Origin of the sequence: Proteus sp. fly-1013, from assembly GCF_040140245.1 — a bacterium.
Lineage (GTDB): Bacteria > Pseudomonadota > Gammaproteobacteria > Enterobacterales > Enterobacteriaceae > Proteus > Proteus mirabilis_B.
The window spans coordinates 361,966-374,595 of the sequence record NZ_JBEEWD010000001.1 but is presented as its reverse complement, the minus strand read 5'-3'; the positions used below and the strand labels follow the sequence as shown (position 1 = coordinate 374,595).

The following is a 12,630-nucleotide window of genomic DNA, read 5'->3' as shown; positions in this document are numbered from 1 at the left end:
TAGAAATAATATTTATTATTAAATAACGAGTATATATTTTCCAAGAATTAGAATTCATTACTATATAAATGGTATTTTCTATTATGGTTATAATATATTAGGCAGATATAGTTTATTTCTATATCTGCTAACTCTGTTTTAACTCATTTATAAAAATTCTTATCTTCCTATCCTCTGGTCTTCTTATCTTTACTTTGTCACCTCTATTCTTATCTTCTAAATCCATACAAATTCTAGGGTTGACAAGTTAAGTGATAATGATTATCTTTTACCTTGTGAATAGTTGAGTATTTTACTTGGTTTTTCACAACGACATTGCTCACATTGCTTCCAGTATTTACTGTGACCAACACATTATGTGTTGGTCTTTTTTTATATATTAAGAGTTAATTATAAAAACTGGCTTCACCTGCTGGTCGAGTTTTAAAACGACGGTGTGCCCATAAATATTGATCTGGGGCTCGCATAATTTCTGTTTCAATCAACTTATTCATTCTATCTGTGTCCTTCTGAATATCTTCAGAAGGATAATTAATCAGCTCTTTACCAATGATTAAACTGTATTTTTTACCTTTCTGATTTTCATTTCTGACCAAAGTAACAGTTAAAGAAGGTGCCCCTGATAATTTTGCTAATATAGCAACCCCTTTTGAGGTTGATGTTTTTTCAACAGAAAAGAATGGAGAAAATGTTGTACCTTTTAAACCAAAGTCTTGGTCAGGAGCAAACCAAATTGCTTTCCCTTTTTTTAGTTCCATAACCATAAACTTTAAGTTACGTCTATCTATCATGCCTTTATCTGAACGGCACCTTGCTTTGGTTTGGATAAATTCCATTGCTTTATTATTATGTGGTCGATACATCGCATTTACAGGGAAACAAAGCCCCATAATGCGACCACCTAACTCTAGTGACATAGAATGTATACCAATGAGTAAAATTCCAGCTTTTTTATCATTTGCATCAGTGAAATTGGAGATCCCTTGTACTTCAAATAGATTCTTTAGTCGACGATCACTCCAAAACCACGCCATACCTGTTTCAAATAATGCCACACCTAGTGACGATAAATTATCCATAACAAGCGTGTTAATTTCATTTTTATCTTTATTAGGGAAACATAATTCTAAATTTTTCTTTATGATAGAAACTCTTCTTTTGACAAAGAAACGAGATAACAACCCAAGATGTTTACCTAAAAAAAGTAGCCAAGAATAAGGAAGCTGTACTAATAAAAAAAGAATAAAGACACCAAACCAAGTTAAGAAATATTTTGGATGTAATAGATGCAATGAAAAAATATTTTTTGCGTACACAAGTTTGTCCTTTAGGAACTAAAAAGCATTTAAGCCACATTAAATTAGACGTCAATTATTTAAAATAAGTCATTAAATATTAATTTTATTTTTTATCTTAAATTACTTTTTTATGATTTATCTGATATCTTTTATTCTAATAAAATTTTTTTCTTTCTTTTGATTGAGAAGACAATATCTTAATGCCTTTATTTTGCCATTATAAGAATTTATTTATCCATTAATTTATTTTTCTGTAAAAATTATTAGGTATTAAAGTAAATATATTTTTAAAATTTAAAACAATTTACATTAAATACTTACATAACTTTAATAATCCTATTTTTTATATGTTTTAATAAATTTATCTCAACTTTAAATAATGCTAGAAATTGATATAAAAAAACCCCACCGAAGTGAGGTTTTTTAGGTCTTACTTGTATCGATATCGCATTAAGCAATATATACAGTAATAACGACTCAATAGATTACAGAGCGATTACGTTCGCTGCTGCTGGGCCTTTAGCGCCATTTTCGATAGAAAATGAAACTTCTTGACCTTCTTTCAGAGATTTGAAGCTGTCGCTTTGGATCGCTGAAAAGTGTACGAATACGTCTTTGCTACCGTCTTTAGGAGTGATAAAGCCAAAACCTTTATCATCGTTAAACCATTTTACTGTACCAGTCATTGTATTAGACATAAGATTTCCTTTAATTAATTATTTTGCCATAAGGCATTGTTTGCGGTTTGATTTCGAATTTTTACTTATGGTCACTATTTGAAGGAATTCGCAACGAAGAGGTATCAGGGATAACGCTAAACGGTGAACTACTTAAAACTGCACTAACATAAATAGGTCTGTACTTCCAAACCAGTGACGCTATTAAGTCATATAATTCGTTTTATAGCAAATTATTTTCATCTTTATTTTAAAAAAATTTTTCACGCACCAAATTAGAAAATAATTATAAGTTAAAAATAATTATCTATTTTACCTATCTCATTATTTTAATTTAAAAACATGAATAAAAAAGTAGATACTGTTATTTTTTAAGATAACCAGTATCTACTCTATCATTAATGTACTACATCACCTTAATCAACTAGTTCTAATAAAATTTCTTCTGTTTTCGTCCACAGAAGTGAACCACCTTCTTCTGGCCATAAATGCCGCTCAGCGTTAGGAAAACGTTGAAATAATAAATCTCCAAAGTCCGGAGAATGAACGGTACTAGTATCCTTCATTCCGTACCATAAAGTTGTTGGTGTCTTTATTTCTTCAGGTGAAAATCCCCAAGGTTGCATCGCAATCAGCAAATCTTGAGTGTATCCATCATTGCCCTGTTTAAAAGCTTCTGCCATACATTCTTGATAAACAGGGAGAAAATCAACTGATTTATAAATAGCCAAATCAACATCAGCACTGTAATTTAAAATAAAATCTATTAGCCATTTAGCTGTTATATTTTGCTTAATCCAACTGGTTAACAGTTCTGGTGCTCCAACAGCTTGACGTTGCATATTAACAACATCATCTGTTAGCTTATTTTGTGTATCAGGATAATCAAATTGATCTTGCCCTGCGACAATCAGTAATTTATCAACATGACAGTAAACACAAAGAGCCATCGCAAAAACAGCCCCCTGTGAAAATCCCATTACATTAATATTTTTGATATGAAGATGATCTAATAAAAATAAAATATCTTCAGAAAAAGATTTTAACGATTTTTTAGAATCAAAAGTAGAATCGCCCAATCCTGGGCGAGTTGGCGTAATCAGCCGAATATTAAGTTTACTTAAGAGGTCAACGTCTACACCTAATAAACCACTCATACCTGCACCAGTGCAAAATAAGACTGGCTTACCTTGCTCTGGACCCGATTCATACCACGTTAAAATTCTATTATCTGGTAATGATACATTATATTTTCTTGAGTTTTTAATTTTCATTAGATTTTGTCTTTTATTAATTTTTGATAACACATTACCTGCCATATTGGATAGCAATGCCTATTTTAAAGTTCTTCTTTTAAAAATTAATATTGAGACTAGCTAAGGGTAAGACTTCATATAAACTCACAATAAATATTGTTTAGTTGCAGATAAGTGGATAAACCAAAAATTTATTTTTTGTTTTTTTTAAAATAAAAAAGAGTAGATTTCATACTACTCCTTATTAGTATAACCAAATTAGCTGTAATAAGTAAGGGCTCTACCACTGAGCACCACTACGAAAATCACAATATAACGATGAAGTTAAATCAATTTCATTTATAGTACTCAATGCCATAATTCCTTCATCATCACCCTCTGTTTGTTTATAAACACCTTGGTTTAATTCAAAGAGCTTACCTGTCCATTTACGCCATCCTAACAAAGAATATAACTGTATACCTTTCTCAGAAGCAGAGAGTAGTCCAAGCTGATAACAAGACTTGATAATATCATTCGCTTGAGTCATTAATTCTTTACCTATTCCTTGTCGACGATAATCCTTTAAAACAGCCATTGCCTCAACATATCCTACCGAAATAGGATTATTATCAATCGCCATATTTCTTTGAACAATAGCAACATGCCCTACCATCTTTTCTTGATAATAAGCAAAAATATGCATACCACCTAATGCATGCTGAAAGTCATCTAATGAAAAGTCATCACCAAAACTTTCTATTAACAAAAAATACAGTATTTCTTTCTCTATTTTGGATAAGTGACAAGTATGCTTGGATGTATATTTAATAATCATAAAAAACCATTTAGCAATCATAATAAGACTATCTTTATAACTGATTTGTTTTTTATGACCAACTTATTTGTGTGATAAAAAATGCGTTATTACTTTTCTATACTTATTTTTTTATTTTTAATTATTATATTTACTTAATCTTTTTCTTATAAAAAAAGAGGACAATAAATTGCCCTCTTTTTTATTTATAACTAGTTTCTACGTTATTTTACTAATTTACAGGTACGGCCCTTATCTTCAGCAATTCGCCCATTAACTGCATCATCTTCTGAAATCGTTGCTAAATTAAATTCACCTTTACCTTTGCCCCAAATTTGGAAGTTCTCACCAACATAACGAGCACCACTAGCCGCAACAGCCTCTTTTAAAACAATAATTTCATCGCTGTAATACATAACAGCTAACTGTTCAGTAGGGAAAGAAACTCTGATTTTTTGGCCTTCACAGTTATAAGTATCCGTTTTAGCTGCCAAAGCAGGAGCTGTTATTAATGAAGAAACTAAAGCAATAGCAGAAATAGAAAGTAACTTATTCATTTACATCTCCTAAAATAACTAAGTAAGATATTACTAATAAATTTAGACTAGGATTTATCTTTTAAAGATAAAATAGGATATCTCCGCATTTTATTAAAACCCCCAAATATATATGAATATTTTAATTTAAGATTAATTTTAATAAAAAATCATCAATCATTGATGACTGAGTTAAAATACAATTTTTTAATTAATGTCAATTTTGATTCAAATAAATTGCAATACATAACTTTACATTATTACCCGCCTATTTTACTTTATTCAATGTAACTATCACTATACGATATGCTATTATCCTAACACCTATAAATTTATTGTAGTTCAATAAATTAAGTCGATCTTGTTGAAAAATATCGATAGAAAAAAATAATAGGAATATTCATGCTACAAGAGAATGTTGTTAAAGATATCATCGTTTGGATTGAGCAAAATCTCGATTCACGTTTATCGTTAGATATTGTTGCTGAGAAATCAGGCTATACAAAATGGCATTTTCAGCGCTTATTTAAAGCGTATACAGGAATATCTTTAGGAAAATACATACTCGCTCGTCGTTTATCTTGCGGCGCCTACGCGTTAAGAGTAACACGTTGTAGCCTCTTAGATATTTCGTTGAAGTATCGCTTTGATTCCCAACAAACATTTTGCCGGGCCTTTAAAAAACAGTTTAATATTACGCCTTCGGAATATAGAAAAAAACCCGGTTGGGATATTAGTGAACTGATTTTTCCTGCATTAGAAACCGTTGAACTGAGTGCTAAATATGAGGTAGTTACATTCCCATCTCAAAAGTTAGTTGGCATGTCACATCATTACAATAAGCCTATTTCAACATGGGATTCAGACAAGAAAAAATTCAGAAAAGAATTTTGGCGTAAATTTTTAAAAGATGTACATACAATCCCTACAGAGTTATATGCAATGCACCGAGCATCTGCAAGTACATTAGAAGATACTATGTATATTTATAGCACTGCCGTTGATAAAGAAAAATTAGCAAAAACATCGAATGTTTCTGCCATGTCACAATTAGAATTGCCGAGTGGCAACTATCTGGCCATTACATTTCATATGAATGAAATCTTAGATTCATTAACGGGTTATGATGACATTATTTATACCGTCTATACCAAAGTGCTACCGAAAATGAATTTATTGCGCAGACCGGGTCCTGACATCGAACGATATACACTAAAAGAATCTGTAGATTACGATAAATTACTTGATCAAAGTAGCCATTACCTACAAAAAATTAGCTACTATATTCCTGTTCTTTAATGAGTTTTATCCACAAAAAAGATCCCAATTAAATTGGGATCTTTCTATTCAAATAAATATCTAAAATACTTCTTTTCTATCAATCCTTCTTAGACTTATTAGCAAAGAAAATATCGTCTTGAATGTCTTTTGTTCTTACTGTAAACAATTCATTCATTAAGTTTTCAGTTAATTTTTCAGCATCAGCCATGACTCGCAAATTAAATTCATTGAGCATTTTATCCGCACCGGCTTTATCCGTTTTCACCATAGTGAGATATTTAGCTTCCATTTCTTTTTGCTCTAATGCAGTTTTTGCTTCCCATTCTTGGTAAGCTTTTTTCACAATTGGTGCAAGTTTTGGATAATCTGTCATTACTAATGTTTGTAACTTACGATATTTCCAGTAAATAGAATCACTGTCTGCTTGATTTGTTCCTATTCCATAATGTTGTGGATAAGCTTTTAATCCACTGTAATACGGAACAAATGCAGTTAAATCCGCCATACCTAAACCGACATAAGTCACTTCACCTATTTCTTGAGGAAGTTCAGGGCGGACTTGCATAACATGCGCTTCATAAGTTCTAAATACACTAATTGGACGCCAAGATTCTTGACCATTTAATCCATTAGTATATGGGTCGTGCTCTGTTCCTTCAAAGTGATTACGTAACATCGCTTTAGCTTCTTCAACAGATACTTTTTTCTCTGGTGTTAATAAAGGTGCGAAATTACGACCATCATCCACCGCTTGTTTTAATGATGGATTAAATTGTTGCTGAATAACCCACACACGCGGATCATTATAAGTACGATCTCGTTCATCATCTCGTGTATAAGCTTTTGAAAAATTAAACGCCCCTTCTTTTTCAGGATTATAAAGCCCTTTCTCAACAGCAAATTCCACTAGATTTTTAGAGCCTAAAACATCATCACTGTTAATATCGTACTGTTGTAATCGGCCTTGGTTTCCTGTCGCAAAGTACTTATCTTTAGGTAATTTTTGTGCGATCCAATGATGCCCTGTTCCAGTTTCTAAATACCAAAGCTCATTTTTATCAACAACAGCAACACCAAATCCTTCACCAGCACCTTGTTTTTCAATAATACTTCCTAATAATTCCACTGCTTCACGAGCTGTTTTTGCTCTTGAGAGTAAGACATCTGGAATATCATCTTCAGTTATCCCAGTATCTTCAACATAGGGATCAAAAGAGAGCGCTTTAGGTGAAGCAAAAATAGATTCTGTACCACTAACCCCCACACCCAGTTCATTAAATCCGGTTGCACCATGGAGTTGTGTTTTCCAATTCGGTACAGTGGTATAACGTAATGAATTCTTAGGTAATGGATAAGTGAAATTATTAGCACCATTATGCTCTTTGGTACTGTAAATTCCCGTTTGATTCGTTTTAGCCGGATGAATAACAAAATGTTGTGCTTTTAATGCATCGCTATCTGCGCTACGAGCAATAATCAACGAACCATCATTTGTCGCTTCGCTTCCCGCTAATAGCGTTGTACAGGCTAAAGCTGAAGAAACTAATGCAATATTAACGGATAAAGCAATAATACCTTTTTTGAATAAAGACATAAAACTCCCCATTTGCTTGTTATTTATAATTTATAGATCAATTAAGTATCTTTTTAGAATCAAAATAAAAAACCAGATAGATAATTTGATGCGAAATATTAGCAATGAAAAAGCTTGAGTTTCCGTGATTTATATCTCAATGATCATTATATTTCGAAATAAAAATATTAATTTTACGCATCATATTAATATCAGAGCGCTTTATTGAAAGGTATATTTCGTATACAAATAAAACCAGATGAGTTTTGTTATTAACATTATTTTAATGTAATTGATAACAGTGTTATTTATATAAATAACCATTGATATTAAAGACGATAGCAATACATTAAATCTGATAATAACTTATGTTAATATTGTTGTGTTAACCTAAAAAAAGAGCTCCAATTTTATTTTTTGAAGCTCTTTTATTGAAATCTATTTTCTACTTTTTTCTTGTATAAATTCAAATAGTTGATTAAATTCTTTTATTGTTCCGACGGCTCTTATTGGAATTATTATATAATTATATCTTTCTAAATCTATAAAAATATATTTTTTATAGACAAAAGTATCTATAGCAGCAGACCAATAAGTTTTATAAGAAATATTTTCATATCTTTGCTCTATAAACTTTCTATTTATTCTTAAGTCAAAATTATGGCCAATTCCTTCAATTTCTCTTTTTTCATTTCTTTTGGTTAAATACTCATCTAGATAGGAAAAAAGTCCTAACATAATTAATAAAGAAGCAAAAATAATAAGAATATAAAGATTAAGATCTTTCAGTCTCTGTAACTCATCACTTACAATATCATTATTTAAATAAATATTAATCGCGTTTAAAATCAAGAAAAAAATAGACAAACCAGATAATATTAATAATAGAATTAATAAATTAGAAAGAAAAGCATAGCCTTTAATATATTTTTTCTCTCTTGATTTCATTTTTTTTTGGAGTTTTTTTAATTCATTTACTGATAATGAATATTTTAAAGAAAATCGGTTTTTCATATAATTAATCCTTTAATAACATTACTTTACAGGTTTTATAATATCACACCACCCACTTTATAATGAAAGTTATAAATCCTAAATAACATTTATAATCTACGTCTTTACTCTTAAAATATTCCTTATAAAAACCGTTTAAAATTTCCATCATCACTATTATTCAATAATCAATTCATTAACGGTATAATCGGACACAAGATAAACTGACTAAAATAAAAAACATAATGGCAATTAATATAAAAAGAACTTCTTGGTCAGGAGGATGGGCGACTTTGCGTGACCTTGAAATCATACAAACCGTGATCGATCAGGGAAGTGTCACTAATGCCGCAGAGCAGCTGGGTATTTCTCAACCAGCGGTAAGCCAGACATTAAATCAGATCGAGAAACGTTGTGGTAAAAAGCTATTCACTCGTGAAAATAATAAATTAATACCAAACTCTGATGCTTTATTGCTTTATGAAGAAATCGCCAATATCGCTGAATCTTTCAGCCGATTAAGCCATTTTCACCATCAAGAAAAAAAACGGAGTCTACGAATTCTAGTTCCACCAACATTAGCTTATGGTTTTATCAATCATGCCACCACTCTATTTATCAAAAAATATCAAGTTAATGTCCATTTAGAAATATCTAGAAGTGAACAGCTACTTTCTTTAATTGCAAAAGAACAAGCTGATATTGTTATTACTGATAATATGACTATTAATAGCAATTATAATTTGACTCAAATTCCGATGAGAGAAACTCAAATTATTTGTGCGATCCCTAAAATACATGAGTTATGTACAAAAAACACCATTACACCTGATGATTTACATGAACAACCTTTTATTGCTTTAGTTAAAAGTAATATTGGCCGTACTATTATTGATCGAGCACTCAATAAATCAAAATCTAAACCTAATATTATTGCTGAAGTTTCTGATCAAGATACAGCTATGACATTTGTAAAAAATGGGTTAGGAGTCAGTTTAATTAATTCATTTCCTATTATTGAAACAGATGATATTGTTTATAGAGAATTTACACCGACGATTATGAGTAATATCTGTTTTTTCACCTCGAAAAAAACAGAGCATGAAACACAACTCTATATCGAGTTTATTAAAGATCATCAACCGGATACTTCTTTATTTTCAACTCCAATCAAATAGCTATTAAGGTCTCATTCTATGAAATATCGATAAATAGAAGAGACCTTTCTCTTATTTATGCATATCAAGAATAGAGAGAATACCTTCAGTAAAAAGTGTTAAGCCAATAGAAAGCGCCTCTTCATCGATATCAAATTTTTCTTTATGATGTCCATCACGTTGATCTGCGCCGACTAAGAAGAATATCGCTTTCCCTTTTTTCTCTTGTACTCTTCTTACCATTAATGAGACATCCTCACTTCCTCCTAAAGGTAATACGACATTTAATAAATCTGGATGTGCATCAACAACACCTTGCATGATATCTATCATTTCTCGATCATTTCTAAAATTTGTCGCTTCACCCGTAATATCTATTTTTGTTTCTAGTTGGTAAGAAGTTGCAATACCATCGACATATTTTTTTATACTATTAAATAAGTATTGTGTTATTTCAGCATTCTGCCCACGAACTTCTAATTGCATTTTTGCAGAGCTAGGAATAAGGCTACGATTTTCGCCTACAATTAAGGTTCCAATGTTTACTCGTGTCATACCTTTACCATGCCTTGGTGTTGCTAATATCTCATTAGCTAAAAAACATGCTCCTGCTAATGCGTTATTTCCCTTTTCTGGTTCATCAATAGCATTAGCGGATTTTCCTTTTAAAAAAATATCTAATTTAGTGGTACAAAGAAAATCAAAAGGATCGAGTGCAATTTCACCTTTTTTCAAATTACATCCGATATGCATCCCCATAAAATAATCAGTATCATCTAATACTCCACTATCGCTTATTGCTCTTGCACCTCTCACTCCTTCTTCTGCGGGTTGGAATATTAATTTATATTTCCCACGTAAAGCGTGAATGTTTTGTTTTAACCAGTGAGCAAGACCAAGCCCTATTGCAGTGTGCCCATCATGACCACAAGCATGCATTAATCCAGAACGGCATGAAGCAAATCCCTGTTTATTAGGCAGATGAGTATCATCATTTGACTCTTGGACATAAACACAATCAATATCAAAACGAAAGGTAAAGGTAGGACCAGGAATTTCTGTATCAATAATAGCCATACACCCTGTTAAACCATCCATTTCAGCCAATAACTCAGCACTGATCCCTTTCTCTTCAGCTATTTGAATTGCCTCATTAACTAATTTTTCATCTCGACCTAAAATGCTTTCTCGACAAATAATATAAGGGCCTGTTTTCACTTCAATATTCATCTCTCGCAATATGTTTATTATCGTCCCTGTTGTCACAAATTCTGTCCAGCCAATTTCTGGAAACTGGTGAAACGTTCTACGCCATTCTATTAATTTATTGATTTGGATTGGCTTCATTATTTTTCCCTTACAAAAAATAAATCTCTTATTACTAAAAGAGAGAAATTGATAAATATAATATTATGGTTATCATAACTTAATACTTATGACTGTAGATGTGATCTCAACGCCATTTTGCTTATTTTTAAAGCAGGCATTTTAATCATGGAAATCAAGGAGAGTGATGAAAAATAATGTTTAAAATCAAGTAATAATAAATATAGAAATTTAAAGTATTAATAAAATTTAGGCATAAAAATAGCCACTAAAGTGTTTACTCTTATAGTAGCTATTTTATTAATGATTATTCATTTATAAATCGCATTAACTGCTGACGTAGTTGCTTATTTTCTTGTTTTAACTGTTCATTTTCATCTAATAAAGTCAGTGCTATAGCGATACCGTGCCAATCTAATGCTAGCTCTTTATGAAGTTTTAATGCACGATGTGTCACCACGATAGCATTATCATCGAAAAACCACTCCTGAGTTTCAATTTCTAACGGTTCAATCACACCAAGAGCTACAAATTCTTTGAGCTCATCATTTGATATTCCAGTGTGATGACAAAATTCAGTAACAGTAAATACAGTTGTTGTTAATTGACCCATTATTTATTCTCCCAGTCTTTACGTGGATTATAATCGGTCTGGCTATCTGCAATTTGTTGCCATAATTCGCGTGTCTTTTCATCAGGTTTAGGTGGCATAACAATTTTTAAAATTGCATATAAATCACCACTAACCTTTTTACTAACTAACCCTTTTCCTTTAATACGTAGTTTTTGTCCTGCCTGACTTCCCGCCGGAATAGTTAACAAGATTTTTTCTTTTATTGTAGGAATAGGAATTTTTGCACCTAATGCAGCTTCCCAAGGAGCCACAGGAACAACTATTTCTAAATCATGGCCTTTAATATCAAATAGAGGATGAGGTGCAATACGAATGGTTAACCATAAATCACCATTTTCGCCTCCATTCTCACCTATTGTACCCTGACCTTTTAAACGAATACGTTGTCCATCAATAACACCGGCTGGAATTTTAACATTTAAAGTTTTAGGGATCTCTTTTTCCAAAATTCCAAAAACATTATAAACAGGCAAGTGATAACTAATTGTACGCTTATGCTCTTCCTGCGATTCTTCCAGAAAAACAGCTAGTTCTATTTCTAAATCGTGTCCACGCTGTTTAGGTGCTTGTTGAGTTCGGCGACCTTCAAATGGAGAGTGTTGACCAAAAAATGAAGCGTAAAAATCATCAAAATCTTCTTGGCTAAAGCTTTCTTGATCCTTATTTGAATGTTGTTGTGTAAATTGCCTAAATTTAGGATCGTTACGATGAGCCCAAAGTTCATCATATTCGGCTCTACGTTGTTCATCACCTAATATTTCCCATGCTTGAGCAATTTCTTTAAAACGCTCTTCTGCATTTGGCTCTTTACTTACATCGGGATGATATTTTTTCGCTAAACGGCGATAAGCTGTTTTAATCGTTTTAGTATCATCAGTGGGTTTGACACCCATTATGGCGTAGTAATCCTTTAATTCCATAGTGACATCTCAATTATGTTAAATAATGAATTAAATATTAATACCCTAGACTTGATTAATTATAGAACAAACAAATTATGTTGATGAGTAAAAACCCTATAATAACACCAACCAAACGTCTAAAAAACGACCAGCACTTAAAAAATAATTTAACTTTTAAAAAATAATTTAATTAAGGAAAAC

12 protein-coding genes are annotated in these 12,630 nt (G+C 31.5%); 2 read left to right on the top strand and 10 right to left on the bottom strand.

Translation table 11 applies throughout. The features are described from left to right. Positions 1-386 precede the first annotated feature (386 nt). The 5 genes from lpxL to ABN236_RS01655 all read right to left on the bottom strand — a co-directional run bounded on the left by lpxL (position 387) and on the right by ABN236_RS01655 (position 4,584). Positions 387-1,316: an LpxL/LpxP family Kdo(2)-lipid IV(A) lauroyl/palmitoleoyl acyltransferase gene (lpxL, locus tag ABN236_RS01675; RefSeq protein WP_349473230.1), complete on the bottom strand. Its 930-nt coding sequence runs from the start codon at positions 1,314-1,316 to the stop codon at positions 387-389. Positions 1,317-1,783: 467 nt separating this feature from the next. Continuing rightward, entirely contained in the window at positions 1,784-1,996 is a 213-nt protein-coding gene (cspE, locus tag ABN236_RS01670; RefSeq protein ID WP_006537332.1) for a transcription antiterminator/RNA stability regulator CspE, read from the bottom strand. A 395-nt stretch (positions 1,997-2,391) separates the two neighbouring features. Next, entirely contained in the window at positions 2,392-3,249 is an 858-nt protein-coding gene (locus tag ABN236_RS01665; protein ID WP_349473414.1) for an alpha/beta fold hydrolase, read from the bottom strand. Between the two features lie 262 nt (positions 3,250-3,511). Then, positions 3,512-4,048, bottom strand: a complete 537-nt coding sequence (locus tag ABN236_RS01660) for a GNAT family N-acetyltransferase (RefSeq protein WP_349473413.1) — start codon at positions 4,046-4,048, stop codon at positions 3,512-3,514. Positions 4,049-4,251: 203 nt separating this feature from the next. Next, a complete protein-coding gene (locus ABN236_RS01655) occupies positions 4,252-4,584 on the bottom strand; it encodes an MliC family protein (protein ID WP_088493241.1) in 333 nt (110 codons plus the stop codon). Positions 4,585-4,965: 381 nt separating this feature from the next. Between ABN236_RS01655 and ABN236_RS01650 the strand changes: the two genes are divergently transcribed. After that, positions 4,966-5,862, top strand: a complete 897-nt coding sequence (locus ABN236_RS01650; protein ID WP_088493242.1) for an AraC family transcriptional regulator — start codon at positions 4,966-4,968, stop codon at positions 5,860-5,862. Between the two features lie 79 nt (positions 5,863-5,941). Here ABN236_RS01650 and ABN236_RS01645 read toward each other — a convergent pair whose 3' ends face one another. Both ABN236_RS01645 and ABN236_RS01640 read right to left on the bottom strand, forming a co-directional pair. Beyond that, entirely contained in the window at positions 5,942-7,438 is a 1,497-nt protein-coding gene (locus ABN236_RS01645; RefSeq protein WP_088493243.1) for a C69 family dipeptidase, read from the bottom strand. Between the two features lie 417 nt (positions 7,439-7,855). Then, positions 7,856-8,431 carry a hypothetical protein gene (locus ABN236_RS01640; protein WP_349473229.1) on the bottom strand — a complete coding sequence of 192 codons (576 nt, stop codon included), beginning with the start codon at positions 8,429-8,431 and terminating at the stop codon, positions 7,856-7,858. Positions 8,432-8,655: 224 nt separating this feature from the next. Here ABN236_RS01640 and ABN236_RS01635 point away from each other — a divergent pair, with 224 nt between their 5' ends. Further along, complete coding sequence (locus ABN236_RS01635; RefSeq protein WP_349473228.1) at positions 8,656-9,588, top strand: LysR family transcriptional regulator; 933 nt, start codon at positions 8,656-8,658, stop codon at positions 9,586-9,588. 51 nt (positions 9,589-9,639) lie between these two features. Here the strand turns inward: ABN236_RS01635 and ABN236_RS01630 are convergent, their stop codons facing one another. The 3 genes from ABN236_RS01630 to cbpA all read right to left on the bottom strand — a co-directional run bounded on the left by ABN236_RS01630 (position 9,640) and on the right by cbpA (position 12,447). Further along, on the bottom strand, positions 9,640-10,914 hold the full coding sequence (locus ABN236_RS01630) for an amidohydrolase (RefSeq protein ID WP_349473227.1): 1,275 nt from the start codon (positions 10,912-10,914) through the stop codon (positions 9,640-9,642). A 286-nt stretch (positions 10,915-11,200) separates the two neighbouring features. After that, entirely contained in the window at positions 11,201-11,506 is a 306-nt protein-coding gene (cbpM, locus tag ABN236_RS01625; protein WP_023581369.1) for a chaperone modulator CbpM, read from the bottom strand. Continuing rightward, on the bottom strand, positions 11,506-12,447 hold the full coding sequence (cbpA, locus tag ABN236_RS01620) for a curved DNA-binding protein (protein WP_088493247.1): 942 nt from the start codon (positions 12,445-12,447) through the stop codon (positions 11,506-11,508). The genes cbpM and cbpA overlap by 1 nt, the downstream gene beginning before the upstream one ends. Positions 12,448-12,630 lie beyond the last annotated feature (183 nt).